Annotated in this window: 13 protein-coding genes; 3 read left to right on the forward strand and 10 right to left on the reverse strand. The window is 59.0% G+C overall.

What is annotated here, in order from left to right; genetic code table 11:
* Positions 1 to 12 precede the first annotated feature (12 nt).
* From ACYZTW_RS04960 to ACYZTW_RS04980, 5 genes are all read right to left on the reverse strand, one after another.
* On the reverse strand, positions 13 to 1,176 hold the full coding sequence (locus ACYZTW_RS04960; protein ID WP_027924486.1) for a type III PLP-dependent enzyme: 1,164 nt from the start codon (positions 1,174 to 1,176) through the stop codon (positions 13 to 15).
* 470 nt (positions 1,177 to 1,646) lie between these two features.
* Positions 1,647 to 2,804, reverse strand: a complete 1,158-nt coding sequence (locus tag ACYZTW_RS04965; RefSeq protein WP_462003972.1) for an osmoprotectant ABC transporter ATP-binding protein OsmV — start codon at positions 2,802 to 2,804, stop codon at positions 1,647 to 1,649.
* Complete coding sequence (locus ACYZTW_RS04970) at positions 2,801 to 3,454, reverse strand: ABC transporter permease (RefSeq protein ID WP_008148960.1); 654 nt, start codon at positions 3,452 to 3,454, stop codon at positions 2,801 to 2,803. Before ACYZTW_RS04970 ends, ACYZTW_RS04965 begins: the two co-directional genes overlap by 4 nt.
* A gap of 12 nt (positions 3,455 to 3,466) precedes the next feature.
* Positions 3,467 to 4,360: a glycine betaine ABC transporter substrate-binding protein gene (locus tag ACYZTW_RS04975; RefSeq protein ID WP_462003973.1), complete on the reverse strand. Its 894-nt coding sequence runs from the start codon at positions 4,358 to 4,360 to the stop codon at positions 3,467 to 3,469.
* Positions 4,361 to 4,380: 20 nt separating this feature from the next.
* Positions 4,381 to 5,097, reverse strand: a complete 717-nt coding sequence (locus ACYZTW_RS04980) for an ABC transporter permease (protein WP_054049992.1) — start codon at positions 5,095 to 5,097, stop codon at positions 4,381 to 4,383.
* 490 nt (positions 5,098 to 5,587) lie between these two features.
* Between ACYZTW_RS04980 and ACYZTW_RS04985 the strand changes: the two genes are divergently transcribed.
* The 3 genes from ACYZTW_RS04985 (at position 5,588) to ACYZTW_RS04995 (ending at position 9,608) form a co-directional block, all read left to right on the forward strand.
* On the forward strand, positions 5,588 to 7,171 hold the full coding sequence (locus tag ACYZTW_RS04985; RefSeq protein ID WP_129438551.1) for a peptide chain release factor 3: 1,584 nt from the start codon (positions 5,588 to 5,590) through the stop codon (positions 7,169 to 7,171).
* Positions 7,172 to 7,693: 522 nt separating this feature from the next.
* A complete protein-coding gene (gene ltrA / locus ACYZTW_RS04990; protein ID WP_462001131.1) occupies positions 7,694 to 8,986 on the forward strand; it encodes a group II intron reverse transcriptase/maturase in 1,293 nt (430 codons plus the stop codon).
* A 367-nt stretch (positions 8,987 to 9,353) separates the two neighbouring features.
* A complete protein-coding gene (locus ACYZTW_RS04995; protein ID WP_462003974.1) occupies positions 9,354 to 9,608 on the forward strand; it encodes a hypothetical protein in 255 nt (84 codons plus the stop codon).
* 209 nt (positions 9,609 to 9,817) lie between these two features.
* On the opposite strand, the gene ACYZTW_RS05000 is transcribed toward ACYZTW_RS04995, so the two are convergent.
* The 5 genes from ACYZTW_RS05000 to ACYZTW_RS05020 all read right to left on the reverse strand — a co-directional run bounded on the left by ACYZTW_RS05000 (position 9,818) and on the right by ACYZTW_RS05020 (position 15,380).
* A complete protein-coding gene (locus ACYZTW_RS05000; protein ID WP_462003975.1) occupies positions 9,818 to 10,798 on the reverse strand; it encodes a peptide ABC transporter ATP-binding protein in 981 nt (326 codons plus the stop codon).
* Entirely contained in the window at positions 10,798 to 11,766 is a 969-nt protein-coding gene (locus tag ACYZTW_RS05005; RefSeq protein WP_462003976.1) for an ABC transporter ATP-binding protein, read from the reverse strand. The genes ACYZTW_RS05000 and ACYZTW_RS05005 overlap by 1 nt, the downstream gene beginning before the upstream one ends.
* Positions 11,767 to 11,776: 10 nt before the next feature.
* Positions 11,777 to 12,688: an ABC transporter permease subunit gene (locus ACYZTW_RS05010; protein WP_462005702.1), complete on the reverse strand. Its 912-nt coding sequence runs from the start codon at positions 12,686 to 12,688 to the stop codon at positions 11,777 to 11,779.
* Positions 12,689 to 12,701: 13 nt separating this feature from the next.
* Positions 12,702 to 13,712, reverse strand: a complete 1,011-nt coding sequence (locus ACYZTW_RS05015; protein ID WP_462003977.1) for an ABC transporter permease subunit — start codon at positions 13,710 to 13,712, stop codon at positions 12,702 to 12,704.
* Between the two features lie 72 nt (positions 13,713 to 13,784).
* The gene (locus ACYZTW_RS05020) at positions 13,785 to 15,380 is read right to left on the reverse strand and encodes an ABC transporter substrate-binding protein (RefSeq protein ID WP_462003978.1); all 1,596 of its coding nucleotides are present in this window, start codon (positions 15,378 to 15,380) and stop codon (positions 13,785 to 13,787) included.
* Positions 15,381 to 15,428 lie beyond the last annotated feature (48 nt).

A 15,428-nucleotide genomic window follows, 5' to 3' on the forward strand; every position in this document is an offset into this window, starting at 1 on the left:
CTGGCGTCGCTCTTATACGTAAAACGACTTCAGCGGCGGGAAGCCATTGAACTCAACGGCGCTGTAGCTGGTGGTGTAAGCACCGGTCGACAGCCAGTACAAACGATCACCAATCGCCAGGTTCAGCGGCAACCCGTACTTGTAGTTTTCGTACATGATGTCGGCGCTGTCGCAGGTCGGGCCGGCAATGACCACTTCTTCCATCTCGCCTTTCTTCTCGGTCCAGATCGGGAACTTGATGGCTTCGTCCATGGTTTCGATCAGGCCGGAGAATTTGCCCACATCCGTGTACACCCATCGCTCTACAGCGGTACGGGATTTACGCGCCACCAACACCACTTCGCTGACCAGGATGCCGGCGTTGGCGATCAACGAACGGCCCGGCTCCAGGATGATTTCCGGCAGATCGTCGCCGAAATCTTCCTTGAGGAAACGGATGATTTCTTCAGCGTAGGTTTCCAGGCTGTTGGTGCGGGTGATGTAGTTGGCCGGGAAGCCGCCGCCCATGTTGATCAGCTTCAGGTGAATGCCGTCTTCTTCCTTCAGGCGTTCGAAGATCACTTTGACCTTGGCGATCGCCGCGTCCCAGACGCTGATGTCGCGTTGTTGCGAGCCGACGTGGAACGAGATGCCGTACGGCACCAGGCCCAGGTCACGAGCGAGGATCAGCAGGTCCATGGCCATGTCGGTCTGGCAACCGAATTTGCGCGACAAAGGCCAATCAGCGGTGGTCGAGCCTTCGGTGAGGATGCGCACGTAGACTTTCGAACCCGGTGCAGCCTTGGCGATGTTGCGCAGGTCGGCTTCGGAGTCGGTGGCATACAGACGCACGCCCTTCTCGTAGAAGTAGCGAATGTCTTTGGATTTCTTGATGGTGTTGCCGTAGCTGATGCGATCCGGGCCGACGCCCTGGTTCATCACTTTGTCGAGCTCGTAGATCGAAGCGATGTCGAAGTTCGAGCCTTTCTCTTTGAGCAGGTCGATGATTTCGACGGCCGGGTTGGCCTTGACCGCGTAGTAGACCTTGGCGAATTCGAAACCGGCGCGCAGGTCGTCATAGGCCTGGCTGATCATCGCGGTGTCGATCACCACGAACGGGGTTTCTTGTTTGTCGGCGAAGGCCTTCATTTTGTTGAAGGTATCGCGCGCGAAATAGTCTTCGACGTTGATCGACATGCTGGGAACTCCTACTGGCAAACTAGATTAATCAATGGGTGCAAATGAACGTCCTCCGTATCCCCACTTTGGTTCGCCTACTTCCCAAGGCATGTCGCCGAAAGCAAAAAGGCCATGGGAGGCGGTGCTTTCCCTTGGCCTTGCTGTCTCGTCGTCAGTACTTGAGCCGGATGGATCGTTTCCAGCATGGACGTTCGGCGCGAACTTTAGGGCGTGAGGAGCTTGAGATCAACAAAAAATGTCGCGTTTTTGCACGCATCCGTCGTGCGGTCCCGGACAGCTACTGATGTAACCGACCTGCATGACAGTGTGATGTTCCCGTAGGAGGGATATTTGAGGGGATTCAGGCGGGAATTGTGGTGCCCCCAATCGCGAGCAGGCTCGCTCCCACAGGGGATCTGTGTTGATGCACATATTGCATGTACACCACAGATCCAATGTGGGAGCGAGCCTGCTCGCGAAGGCGTCGGTCAGGCCAACGCAGCTTCTGCAGGCGAAACAATGCTGGTCTTGCCGCCACGGGACTTACCGGAGCTCAAGTATTCGGCAATCGATTCCTGGGTCACTTCCCCCAGGAACACTCGCTCGGCATCCATCACCGGCAACCACGAGCGGTTGAACTCGTACATGCGCGACAGCAGGATGCGCAAATGTTCGTCATACACGGCGGTGGCGTTGAACTCGCGCAGGTATTGCGCGCAAGTCCCGGTCTGACGGTGCAGGTCGCGACGTCGTACATAACCCAGCGCCTTGTTGTCGGCGCAAGTGACCACCACGTAGCGACGGTCCAGTTCGTCCATCAACTCCAGGGCTTCAGCCACTGGCGTTTCCGGGCTGAGTGACGGCGCGTTGTCCGCCGCGTCTTCGGCTTTCACCAGCAACAGACGCTTGAGGGTGCTGTCCTGGCCGACGAAGTTGCTGACAAAGTCATCCGCCGGGTGCGCGAGCAGGGTGTCCGGGTGATCGATCTGCAGCAGTTTGCCGGCGCGGAAGATTGCGATCTTGTCGCCCAGCTTGATGGCTTCGTCGATGTCGTGGCTGACCATGATCACGGTCTTGTTCAGCGCGCGCTGCATTTCGAAGAACTCGTTCTGGATCATCTCGCGGTTGATCGGGTCGACCGCGCCGAACGGTTCGTCCATCAACAACAGCGGCGCATCCGCCGCCAGCGCGCGAATCACGCCGATCCGTTGCTGCTGGCCACCGGACAATTCACGCGGGTAGCGATTCAGGTACTGCTTGGGCTCAAGCTTGATCATGCTCATCAACTCGCGGGCGCGGTCGTGGCATTTCTGTTTGTCCCAGCCCAGCAGACGCGGAACGATGGTGATGTTTTCCTCGATGGTCATGTTCGGGAACAGACCGATCTGCTGGATCACATAACCGATGTTGCGGCGCAGGGTCACGGCGTCGAGTTCGGTGGTGTCTTCGCCGTTGATCAGGATCTTGCCGGAGGTCGGCTTGATCAGGCGGTTGATCATTTTCAGCGTGGTGCTTTTGCCGCAGCCCGATGGCCCGAGGAACACACAGATCTCGCCTTCATTGACGGTCAGGCTTACCGAGTCCACGGCTTTCACATCTTTGCCGTTGCTTTGGAAGGTCTTGCTGAGGTTTTGAAGTTCGATCATTTCAGGAGTCCTTTTGGAGTCAGCGTGCGTTGCAGCCATTGCAGAAGCAGGTCGGCGAAGATGGCCAGGAGACTGACCAGCACGGCGCCGACGATCAGCATCGACATGTCGCTGCGGCTGATGGAAGCAAGAATGAGTACACCGAGGCCACCGGCGCCGATGGTGGCGGCGATGGTCATGACACCAATGTTCATGACCACGGCGGTGCGCACTCCGGCGAGGATCACTGGCACCGCGATCGGCAGCTCGACCATGCGCAGGCGCTGGCCGAAGGTCATGCCGATGCCGCGGGCGGCTTCGCGAATGCCGGGGTCGACGCCGGTCAGGGCGAGGTAGGTGTTACGCATGATCGGCAGCAGAGAGTACAAAAACACCGCAGTGATCGCCGGCATCGGACCCAGGCCCTGGCCGAATTTGGAGTAGAACGGCAGCAGCAGGCCGAACAGCGCAATCGACGGCACGGTCAGCAGCACCGTGGCGCTGGCTTGCAACGGGCCGGCGAGGGTCGGGAAGCGTGTCATCAGGATGCCCAGCGGCACGCCGACCAGAATCGCCAGGGTCACGGCGATGCCGACGAGGGTGATGTGCTGCCCGGTCAGTTGCAGGACCAGCGGCCAGTCGAGATGGGAAAAGGCGTTCAGAAATTCCATGTCTTTTCCTCCTTATTTGATGGGGTGCTGGCGCAGGAAATCGGCGGCAACGGATGAAGGGCTTTCGTGGTCGACATCGACCCGCGCATTGAGCTGGCGCATGGTGACGTCGTCGAACAGTTCGGCCAGCGGCTTGAGCTCTTCGGCGAGTTTCGGGTGGGCGTCGAGGTAAACCTGACGCACCACTGGCGCGGCCGTGTAGTCCGGGAAGTAATGCTTGTCGTCTTCCAGCAACTTGAGCTTGAAGGCGTTCAAACGACCGTCGGTGGTGTAGACCAGACCGGCAAACACTTGGCCATTGCGCAGCGCGGTGTAGACCAGCCCGGCATCCATCTGGCGAATGTTGTTGCGGGTCAGGTTCATGCCGTAGAGGTCCACCATGCCATCGAGACCGTCGGAACGGTTGGCGAACTCGGTGTCCAGGGCGACGAGGTGATTGGTCTTCGCCTCAGCCTGCAGCACCGTGTTCAGCTCGCTCATGGTGTTGATCTGTGGGTAAGCCTTCGCGGTGTTTTCCGGCAGGGCCAGGGCGTAGGTGTTGCTGAACTTCGACGGGGTGAGCCAGACCAGGCCTTTTTTCGCGTCGAGTTCTTTCACCCGGGCGTAGGACTGAGCGCTGTCGAGCTTGTCGGTGACGTGGTTGTAAGCCACCAGCGAGACGCCGGTGTATTCCCACATCAAATCCAGCTGACCACTTTCGTGGGCACTGCGAGCCAGGTTGCTGCCCAGACCGCCGGTCACCTGGGTGTCGTACCCCTTGGTGCGCAGGTATTGGGAGGTGATTTCCGCCAGCAGGGTTTGTTCGGTGAACACCCGGGCGCCGATGCGGATCACGGGTTTTTCAGCGGCTTGGGCGATTCCTGCGAACAGCAGAACGCAGCCTATTAAAAAGCTTAATTTCTTCATAAGTATTCCTTTGCCGAGGCTTAAGACGGGCGTAGGCCGCGTTCGAGCCAGAGGCGGCTGGCAAGTGTCACCAGTCCGTCGAGCAGCAAGGCCAGCAGGGCGGTGCAGGCCGCGCCGAGCAACAGTTGCGGCTGATTGTTCAGGGCGATGCCGGGGAAAATCAGGCTACCCAGACTGTTGGCGCCAATCAGGAACGCCAGCGGTGCGGTACCGACGTTGATCGCCAGCGCCACGCGCACACCACCGATGATGATCGGCACGGCATTCGGCAGTTCGACCCGCCATAGCACCTGAGTCGGTGTCATGCCGATGCCAACGGCCGCTTCCTTGAGTGAACCTTGGACGTTTTTCAGGCCTTCATAGGTGTTGCGCACAATCGGCAACAGCGAGGCGAGGAACAGGGCGAAAATCGCAGGGCCGCTGCCGATGCCGAGGATCCCCAGGGCGATGGCCAGTACGGCAAGAGGCGGCACGGTGTTGCCGATGTTGAAGATCTGCATGAAGCGTTCAGCGCGGCCCACCATGGTCGGGCGGCTGAGGAAGATGCCGGCGGGTATGCCGACAACGAGGGCGGCGAGCATGGAAACAAGGACGAGAATCAAATGGGCTTGCAGGTAAAACAACAAATCGTCGCGGTAATGTTCGATCGTGTTGATGCCAATCCAGTGGACCAGCAGGGCCAGAAGGGCGACGACAACCGCACCTCCTATCAGCCCCTTGCCATAGCGAATAGCCACAGGCGGACTCCTTTTTCTTTGTCGGCGAACGCAGTCCCGTGGGGCATGCCATTCCTGGCTGCCGGGATTATCAACGTTCGCGAGAAGCAGCTCCCCATGCTGGTGAAACCGCATGAGATCGAGCCATAAGCGCAGCCTCGTCAGGCCAACTTGCTGATTTTTCAGCCCCTGATACGAGTGCCGTAACAGGGGAGTGGACGCCTCCACCTTTTAAAAGGTTCCATATTTAGCAGCAATTAGCTACCACGCATCTCATCTTGCCTCCCGTAGCAGCTGTCGGAGTGGCGAGGGGATTTATCCTCGTTGGGCTGCGAAGCGGCCCCTTTTTTCCAGCCACACCCCGTCCAATGGATTACGACGGCTTCGCCGCCGAACGGGGATAAATCCCCTCGCCACTCCGGCAGCTGCTACAGGGCGAACGGTGGTCTGTAGATGCTGGTTTGCGCTATACTCGCCGCCCTTTTTTGAATCACCTGCCAGGCGATTTCCCATGACCAAACAGGCCGCCGAAGTCGCGAAACGCCGCACTTTCGCCATTATTTCCCACCCCGATGCCGGTAAAACCACCATCACCGAGAAGCTCTTGCTGATGGGCAAGGCGATTGCGATTGCTGGCACGGTGAAATCTCGCAAATCCGACCGCCATGCCACCTCCGACTGGATGGAAATGGAAAAACAACGGGGTATTTCCATTACCACGTCGGTCATGCAGTTCCCGTATCGCGAGCACATGATCAACCTGCTCGACACCCCGGGCCACGAAGACTTCTCCGAAGATACGTACCGCACCTTGACGGCGGTGGACTCGGCATTGATGGTTCTCGACGGCGGTAAGGGTGTAGAGCCACGGACCATCGCGCTGATGGACGTCTGCCGTCTGCGTGACACGCCGATCGTCAGCTTCATCAACAAGCTCGACCGTGACATCCGCGACCCGATCGAACTGCTCGACGAAATTGAAGCGGTCCTGAAGATCAAGGCGGCGCCGATCACCTGGCCGATCGGTTGCTACCGCGATTTCAAGGGCGTTTATCACCTCGCCGACGACTACATCATCGTTTACACCGCTGGCCACGGCCACGAGCGCACCGATGTGAAAATCATCGAGAAGCTCGACTCCGATGAAGCCCGCGCGCACTTGGGCGACGAGTACGATCGCTTCGTCGACCAGCTGGAGCTGGTGCAGGGCGCCTGTCATGAATTCAATCAACAGGAATTCCTCGACGGCCAACTGACCCCGGTGTTCTTCGGGACTGCACTGGGCAACTTTGGTGTCGATCACGTGCTCGACGCCGTGGTCAACTGGGCGCCGAAACCGCTGGCCCGTGTCGCCAACGAGCGCACCGTGGAGCCGGTTGAAGAGAAATTCGCCGGCTTCGTGTTCAAGATTCAAGCGAACATGGACCCGAAACACCGCGACCGTATCGCCTTCATGCGTATCTGCTCCGGCAAGTACGAAAAAGGCATGAAGATGCGCCACGTGCGCACCGGCAAAGACGTGCGGATCGGCGATGCGCTGACCTTCTTCTCCTCCGAGCGTGAGCAACTGGAAGAAGCGTTTGCCGGCGACATCATCGGTTTGCACAACCACGGCACCATCCAGATCGGCGACACCTTCACCGAAGGCGAAGTCCTGGGCTTCACCGGTATCCCGCACTTCGCCCCGGAACTGTTCCGTCGCGTGCGTTTGCGTGATCCGCTGAAATCCAAGCAACTGCGTCAGGGTCTGCAGCAACTGGCGGAAGAGGGCGCGACCCAAGTGTTCTTCCCGACGCGCAGCAACGACATCATTCTCGGCGCCGTCGGTGTGCTGCAGTTCGATGTGGTCGCCAGCCGTTTGAAAGAGGAATACAAGGTCGAGTGCTCCTACGAGCCGATTACCGTTTATTCCGCGCGCTGGATCGATTGCAGCGATAAGAAGAAGCTCGAAGAATTCCAGATCAAGGCTGTGGAAAACCTCGCGATCGACGGCGGCGGTCACCTGACCTACCTGGCCCCGACGCGGGTGAACCTGGCGCTGATGGAAGAGCGTTGGCCGGATGTGAAATTCCGTGCGACGCGTGAGCATCATTAAGCGCTGAGCTGAAACACCGAAAGCCCCGCCTGCGATCAGCAGGCGGGGTTTTTTTTTTTTTTTATGTGCGCCCAGCATGGGCGCAATCTTGTGGGTGAAAGTCCCGCCGTAAGCTGACCACAGCGAACGAAGTGAAGCGCAACTGCATGAGGGCGACCGAGTGTGGGGAGGAAGCGTGGATCGAAGCCATGAGCCGATGTACAAGAACCGGATAGAAGGCGAAGCCGATCAGGGCGAGCGGGCATAAAACCGCGAAGCTCTTGTGGTCAAGGATCAGGTTGCGTAAATCCGGCGGTTGTGTGGTGAAGGATTGCGTTCTTACCTGGGGAGATCTCGCCTTGTGCCTGAAAGGGCGACGGTGCAAGCCGGAGCGAGAAGTCAGCAGAGGCCGTAGTAGTCTTTTTTTTTTTTTTGACGAAGGGCCGAACGAGAGAAAGCGTTATAGGCCATGTTGATGCGAACGACCGGAAGTCAGATGCCTGCCAAACGCGGGGCGGATGTGAGGACGCGAGCGGTGAAACCGTGAGAAGCCCCATCAGCGACGAGGTCAATCGCCCGCAAGATGAATCCGACAACGCAGGGCAAGGGCTGCTGGATCGGGCCTTTGCGAGAGAAAACCTGAAGCGGGCATGGAAGCGGGTCAAGGCCAACAAGGGAGCAGCGGGCGTCGATGGTCTGGATATTGAACAGACCGCCGAACATCTACTGAGCCAGTGGGCGGCGATTCGCGAACAGCTTCTTTCAGGCGTCTACCGGCCCAGCCCGGTACGACGTGTGGTCATCCCCAAACCTGACGGCGGTCAGCGCGAGTTGGGAATTCCAACGGTCACCGATCGCTTGATCCAACAAGCGTTGCTGCAAGTCTTGCAACCAGAACTCGATCCGACTTTCAGTGAACACAGCTACGGCTTTCGCCCGGGACGTTGCGCGCAGGATGCTGTTTTGGCGGCTCAGCGCCATGTGTCTTCAGGGCGAAGAGTGGTGGTGGATGTTGATCTGGAGAAGTTCTTCGACCGGGTCGATCACGATATTTTGATTGATCGTTTACGCAAGCGGATTGCGGATCGGGCGGTTATCCGGCTGATTCGGGCGTATCTGGATGCGGGAACGCAGATCAATGGCGTAGTCGAGAAAAGCCGCTGCGGGGCGCCGCAAGGCGGCCCGCTGTCGCCGTTGCTGGCGAACGTGCTGCTGGACGAAGTGGATCGGGAACTTGAACGTCGAGGTCATTGCTTCGTGCGCTATGCCGACGATGCGAATGTGTATGTTCGCAGCAAGAAGGCCGGGCAGCGAGTGATGGCCTTGCTCAAGCGTCTGTATGAAAAGCTGCACTTGAGCGTCAACGAGAGCAAGAGTGCGGTGGCGAGTGTATTTGGTCGCAAGTTTCTGGGGTACGCGTTCTGGGCTTCTCCACAAGGCGTCAAAAGGACAGTAGCGGTCAAAGCGCGTCAGCGCTTCAAACAGTGCATCCGCTGGTTTACCCGGCGCTCAGGTGGCCGCAGCTTGCAACAAGTTGTCGACCGATTAAGGCCCTACATGCTTGGCTGGAAGGGATATTTCGGCTTGTCGCAAACTCCCAGAATCTGGCGAGAGTTAGATGAATGGATACGACACCGACTACGAGCAATCCAGCTCAAGCAATGGCGGCGTAGTTCAACGATCTATCGAGAGCTGCGCAGGTTGGGTGCAAGTGAGGCTACTGCTCGCAAAGTGGCGGGAAGCTCTCGCTGCTGGTGGCGCAATAGCGCTCTTGAACTCAACCGAGTGCTCGATATAGCGTGGTTCGACAGAACGGGTTTACCGCGTCTCTCCTGACCTCAATCTCTCGAACCGCCCGGTGCGGACCCGCATGCCGGGTGGTGTGGCAGGGGAACGGCCTATGAAGGCCGTCCCCTATGCCGATTGACCACTATTCCACTGTGGGAGCGAGCCTGCTCGCGATAGCGGTCTGGCATTCAGACATGTGTCGACTGGCTGTCCGCTATCGCGAGCAGACTCGCTCCCACAGGAGGCATCATTGTTAGTAGGTTTGGATATAACCCTTATTCAAAACCAATCTCCCCACCAACGGCATTCCGTCCATTCGTTAGCGTCCTATCTGGAGAACCGTACTGATCGGAACTAAATTTCATTCAGTGTCACACAGACACCCACGCTTCACTTATGCAGGATGGATTCGGCTATGAGCATTTTTCAACGCATTGTGCTGTTGCTTAAGGTTTTGGTGATGCTGTCCGTTGGCATGTCGGCGGCGTGGGCGGAGTGCCCGGACCACGGTGAGCAGGCCTCGAGCGGGCAAGTGACGCACACTGCCCTGATGATCGCCAAATCCGAATCTGAGCCGGGCGACCAGGATCAGGGTGGAAGCAAAGGTGATGACGATTCGACCACTGATGAGCCGGACAGTGACGACGATGAGGACGACGGCCAGACATAGAGTGTAAATCGCAGCCAAAAGAAAACCCCTTCTACCGGACTGATGCGCAATCCAGAAAGAAGGGGTTGGTAACCAGGTTCTGTATCCCTGTGGGAGCGAGCCTGCTCCGGGCGGCGTTCCGACGAATGCGTTATTTCAGTCAATATCTATGTCGACTGACAGGCCGCTTTCGTCGGAACGCCGCCCGGAGCCGGCTCACTCCCACATTTTTATGCCGCGCCGTCGAGAAACTGCTCGGCGTAGTGGCAAGCCACCTGACGGCTGTCGAGCAGACGCAGGGCCGGCTCTTCAGTGCTGCAACGCTCAGTGGCATACGGGCAACGCTTGTGGAACGCGCAGCCGGACGGAGGGTTCAACGGATTAGGCAATTCGCCGACGATCTTGATTTTCGGCTTGTTCGGGTCCGGGTGAATGGTCGGGGTGGCCGACAGCAACGCCTGGGTGTACGGGTGCAGAGGACGCTCGTAGATGTCGTTCTTCGGACCCATTTCCACCGGGCGACCGAGGTACATCACCATCACGTCATCGGCAACGTGTTGCACCACCGCCAGGTTGTGGGAGATGAACACGTAAGCGGTGTTGAACTCTTGCTGCAAGTCCATGAACAGGTTCAGCACCTGCGCCTGAATCGACACGTCCAGCGCCGAGGTCGGTTCGTCCGCGACCAGCACTTTAGGCTGCAACATCATCGCGCGGGCCAGGGCGATCCGCTGGCGCTGACCGCCGGAGAACATGTGCGGATAACGCTGGTAGTGCTCAGGACGCAAGCCCACCTGCTTCATCATCGCCTGCACTTTCTCGCGACGTTCGGCGGCGCTCAGGTTGGTGTTGATCAGCAGCGGCTCAGCCAGTTGATCACCGACTTTTTGCCGTGGGTTCAACGATGCGTACGGGCTCTGGAACACCATCTGCACGTCTTTGCGCAGTTGCTTACGCTGGGCCTTGTCGGCGCCGGCGACTTCCTGTCCGGCGATTTTCAAAGAACCGGAGGATGGCTCTTCGATCAGGGTCAGGGCACGGGCCAGGGTGGATTTGCCGCAGCCCGATTCGCCGACGACAGCGAGGGTCTTGCCGGCTTCCAGTTCGAACGACACACCGTTCAAGGCGCGTACGGTCGCATGGCCCTTGAACAGGCCGCGGGACACTTCGTAGTGACGGGTCAGGTCGCGGGCGGTAAGTACGACGGCCATTACGCCACCTCCTGATTCAGCGGGTAGAAGCAGCGGGCGAGGCTGTTGCTTTTTGGGTCAAGGGTTGGACGTTGTTGACGGCAGGTATCCTGCACGTACGGGCAACGCGGCGACAGCAGGCAACCCTTCGGACGGTCATAACGACCTGGAACGATGCCCGGCAGCGTGGCCAGGCGCGTGGCGCCCAGGCTGTGTTCCGGAATGGCCTTGAGCAGCGCTTCGCTGTACGGGTGCGCCGGAATGTCGAACAGCTGAGGCACCTGACCCACTTCAACCGCTTGGCCGGCGTACATCACGCACACGCGCTGCGCGGTTTCGGCCACGACCGCGAGGTCGTGAGTGATCAGCACCAGGCCCATGTTCTGCTCTTTCTGCAGGGCCAACAGCAGGTCCATGATCTGGGCCTGAATGGTTACGTCCAGTGCGGTGGTCGGTTCGTCGGCGATCAGCAGTTTCGGTTCGCCGGCAATCGCCATGGCGATCGCAACACGCTGGCTCATACCACCGGACAGTTGATGCGGGTAGGCGTCCATACGGCTGGCGGCGCCCGGGATTTCAACTTTTTCCAGCAGTTCGATGGCGCGTGCGCGGGCTTGCTTGCCGGACATTTTCAGGTGCAGGCGCAGCACTTCTTCGATCTGGAAACCGACGGTGTAGCTCGGGTTCAGCGCGGTCATCGGGTCCTGGAAGACCATGGCGAGGTCTTTGCCGACAATCTGCCGACGCTGACGGTTGCTCAGCTTGAGCATGTTCTTGCCGTCGAAATTCAGGGCGTCGGCGGTGACGATCCCCGGATGCTCGATCAGGCCCATCAGCGCCATCATGGTCACGGACTTGCCGGAACCCGATTCGCCAACGATGGCCAGAACTTCGCCCTTGTCCACGGTAATGTCGAGACCGTCGACCACCGGAACGGCGTTCTTGTCGCCGAAGCGAACGTTGAGATTCTTGATTTCTAACAGTGACATTTGAATCTCCTCAGGCGGCGTTCTTGAGTTTCGGGTCCAGCGCATCGCGCAGGCCGTCGCCCATCAAGTTGATTGCCAGCACGCTGAGCAAAATGGTCAAACCAGGCAGACTGACGACCCACCAGGCGCGTTCGATGTAGTCGCGAGCCGAAGCCAGCATGGTGCCCCACTCAGGGGTTGGCGGTTGTACGCCAAGGCCGAGGAAGCCCAGTGCCGCGGCATCGAGGATCGCCGAGGAGAAACTCAGGGTGGCCTGAACGATCAGTGGCGCCATGCAGTTCGGCAGCACAGTGACGAACATCAGGCGTGGCAGACCGGCACCGGCCAGGCGCGCGGCGGTCACGTAGTCGCGGTTCAATTCGCCCATCACCGCGGCGCGGGTCAGACGAACATAGGACGGCAACGAAACCACGGCGATGGCAATAATGGTGTTGATCAGGCCAGGGCCGAGGATGGCGACAATCGCCACCGCCAGCAGCAGGGACGGCAGGGCCAGCATGATGTCCATCAGACGCATGATGGTCGGGCCGAGCAAGCGCGGGAAGAACCCGGCGAACAGACCCAAAAGGATGCCCGGAATCAGCGACATCACTACCGACGACAAGCCGATCAGCAGGGACAGGCGCGAACCGTGGATCAGCCGCGACAGCAGGTCGCGACCCAGTTCATCGGTACCGAGCAGGAACTGGATTTGTCCACCTTCCAGCCAGGACGGCGGGGTCAGCAGGAAGTCGCGGAATTGCTCGCTCGGGTTATGCGGCGCGACCCAAGGGGCGAACAGGGCGCAGAAAATCACTAGCAGCATGAACAGCAGGCCGGCGACGGCGCCTTTGTTCTTGGAGAACGCTTGCCAGAATTCTTTGTAGGGAGACGGATACAGCAGGCTTTGATCGACTGCTACCGCTGGAATTGAAGTGGTCATTGTCATGATGATCTCAGCGCTGATGGCGAATGCGTGGGTTGGCAAAGCCGTAGAGGATGTCCACCACGAAGTTGACCAGAATCACCAGGCAGGCGATTAACAGGATGCCGTTCTGCACCACGGGATAATCCCGTGCGCCAATGGCTTCGATCAGCCATTTGCCGATGCCGGGCCAGGAGAAGATGGTTTCGGTCAGGACCGCCCCGGCCAGCAATGTGCCGACTTGCAGGCCGACCACGGTCAGCACCGGAATCAGCGCGTTGCGCAGACCGTGAACGAACACCACGCGCGACGGCGACAGGCCTTTGGCGCGGGCGGTACGGATGTAGTCTTCACGCAGCACTTCGAGCATTGAAGAGCGGGTCATCCGCGCGATCACCGCCAGCGGGATGGTGCCGAGCACAATGGCCGGCAGGATCAGGTGATGCAGCGCATCGAAGAACGCACCGACGTCATCGGCCAGCAACGTATCGATGAGCATGAAGCCGGTCCGCGGCTCGATGTCATAGAGCAGGTCGATCCGCCCGGACACCGGGGTCCAGCCCAGGCTCACCGAGAAGAACATGATCAGGATCAGGCCCCACCAGAAGATCGGCATCGAATATCCCGCCAGGGAGATGCCCATCACCCCATGGTCGAACAGGGATCCTCGCTTGAGTGCCGCGATCACCCCGGCCAGAAGGCCCAGGATGCCGGCGAACAACAGGGCGGCCGTGGACAGTTCCAGGGTCGCGGGGAATAGAGAAGTGAATTCGGTCCAGACGCTTTCACGGGTACGCAGGGATTGGCCAAGGTCGCCGTGGGCCAACTTGCCGATGTAATCCAGGTATTGGGCATACAGGGGTTTGTTCAGACCTAGGCGTTCCATTGCCTGAGCATGCATTTCGGGGTCGACGCGACGTTCGCCCATCATCACTTCCACGGGGTCGCCTGGAATCATGCGAATCAACGCGAAAGTCAGCAAGGTGATGCCGAAGAATGTGGGGATCAATAACCCCAATCGGCGGGCAATAAAACTAAACATCTTGTGGTGTACCTCATCAGCCGGTTAGGCGTGCCCGGCATTCCTGGGTCAGGAATGCCGGTAGTTTCTTATCTACTTCACCTGGGTGGTGGCGAAGTTATTAGTGGTGAGCGGGCTAATGTGATAGCCCTCTACGTTGTTGCGCATTGCGGTGAACATACGGGTGTGCGCCATGCTGATCCATGGCTGGTCCTGATTGAAAACCTCCTGGGCTTGCTCATAGAGCGCTGCGCGTTCCGCCGGGTTTACTTTAGCTCGGGCTTCATCGATCAGCGTCTGGAACTTTTCATTGCACCAACGGGCGTAGTTTTCGCCGTTTTTGGCCGCCTCGCAACTGAGCATAGGCGTCAGGAAGTTATCCGGGTCGCCGTTATCGCCCGCCCATCCGGCAGACACCATGTCGTGCTCGCCGTTTTTGGCGCGCTTGAGCATTTCGCCCCATTCCATGACACGAATATCGACCTTGATCCCGACCTTGGCCAGGTCAGCCTGCATCATCTGCGCGCCGAGCATCGGGTTCGGGTTGGTTGGACCGCCGCCGTTACGGGTGAACAGGGTGAACGTGGTGCCTTCCGGTACGCCGGCTTCCTTGAGCAAGGCGCGAGCCTTGTCCAGATCACGTGGCGGATTCTTCAGGTCGTGGTTGTAGCCCAGCAGAGTGTCCGGGTACGGATTGACCGCGACCGTCGCATTGCCTTTGCCAAACAGCGCGTTGACGTACGCGGCCTTGTCGAAGGCGATGTCGATGGCTTTACGTACGCGCACATCGCTCATGTACTTGTGCGAGGTATTCATGGCGATGTAGGAGACGGTCATCGCGTTCAGTTCATCGACACTCAGCTTTGCGTCTTTCTTGATGCTCGGAATGTCATCTGGCTTGGGATACAGCGCAATCTGGCACTCGTTGGCTTTCAGTTTTTGCAGGCGCACGTTGTTGTCGGTGGCGATGGCCAGGATCAGCGAATCAGCCGGTGGCTTGCCACGGAAGTAGTCCGGGTTGGCCTTGAAGCGGACCTGAGCGTCCTTGGCATAACGCTGGAAGATGAACGGGCCGGTACCGACCGGTTTGTTGTTCAGGTCGCCGGTCTTGTCGGCCTTGAGCAGCTGGTCGGCATACTCGGCGGAGTAAATCGAGGAGAAGGCCATGGCGATGTCGGCCAGGAACGGCGCTTCGCGGCGGGTCAGGGTGAAGGTGACGGTGTTGTCGTCGATCTTCTCGACACTTTTAAGCAGTTCCTTGAAGCCCATGCTTTCAAAGTACGGGAAGCCCACGCTCGACAGTTTGTGCCACGGGTGATTCGGGTCCAGCTGACGCTGGAAGCTCCAGACCACGTCGTCGGCGTTCATGTCGCGGGTCGGCTTGAAGTATTCGGTGGTGTGGAACTTGACGCCTTTGCGCAGGTGGAACGTGTAGGTCAGACCGTCCTCGCTGATGTCCCAGGAGTCGGCCAGTGCCGGAATCACTTCAGTGGTGCCAGGCTTGAAGTCCGCCAGACGATTGAAGATGGTTTCGGCCACCGCATCGGCTGTGACTGCAGTCGTGTACTGGACCATATCGAAGCCTTCCGGACTGGCTTCGGTGCAAACCACCAGGGGTTTGGCCGAGACGCCAACAGCGACACTCAGCAGCGCGGCCGCGATGGCCGCACGTAGGGGAAGCATTTTCATCAAAGAACCCTCTGCAATCGATTAAAAGGACAAAAGCCGAACGGCCGA

This window comes from Pseudomonas sp. LB3P25 (assembly GCF_054897985.1).

Excerpts from the sequence above, each read along its gene's own strand:
- ACYZTW_RS05005 (WP_462003976.1), bottom strand. The coding sequence starts at position 11,766 with ATGTCACTGTTAGAAATCAAGAATCTCAACGTTCGCTTCGGCGACAAG.
- ACYZTW_RS05010 (WP_462005702.1), bottom strand. The coding sequence starts at position 12,688 with ATGACCACTTCAATTCCAGCGGTAGCAGTCGATCAAAGCCTGCTGTAT.
- ACYZTW_RS05015 (WP_462003977.1), bottom strand. The coding sequence starts at position 13,712 with ATGTTTAGTTTTATTGCCCGCCGATTGGGGTTATTGATCCCCACATTC.
- ACYZTW_RS04975 (WP_462003973.1), bottom strand. The coding sequence starts at position 4,360 with ATGAAGAAATTAAGCTTTTTAATAGGCTGCGTTCTGCTGTTCGCAGGA.
- ACYZTW_RS04970 (WP_008148960.1), bottom strand. The coding sequence starts at position 3,454 with ATGGAATTTCTGAACGCCTTTTCCCATCTCGACTGGCCGCTGGTCCTG.
- ACYZTW_RS05000 (WP_462003975.1), bottom strand. The coding sequence starts at position 10,798 with ATGGCCGTCGTACTTACCGCCCGCGACCTGACCCGTCACTACGAAGTG.
- ACYZTW_RS04960 (WP_027924486.1), bottom strand. The coding sequence starts at position 1,176 with ATGTCGATCAACGTCGAAGACTATTTCGCGCGCGATACCTTCAACAAA.
- ACYZTW_RS04965 (WP_462003972.1), bottom strand. The coding sequence starts at position 2,804 with ATGATCGAACTTCAAAACCTCAGCAAGACCTTCCAAAGCAACGGCAAA.
- ACYZTW_RS05020 (WP_462003978.1), bottom strand. The coding sequence starts at position 15,380 with ATGAAAATGCTTCCCCTACGTGCGGCCATCGCGGCCGCGCTGCTGAGT.
- ACYZTW_RS04985 (WP_129438551.1), top strand. The coding sequence starts at position 5,588 with ATGACCAAACAGGCCGCCGAAGTCGCGAAACGCCGCACTTTCGCCATT.
- ACYZTW_RS04995 (WP_462003974.1), top strand. The coding sequence starts at position 9,354 with ATGAGCATTTTTCAACGCATTGTGCTGTTGCTTAAGGTTTTGGTGATG.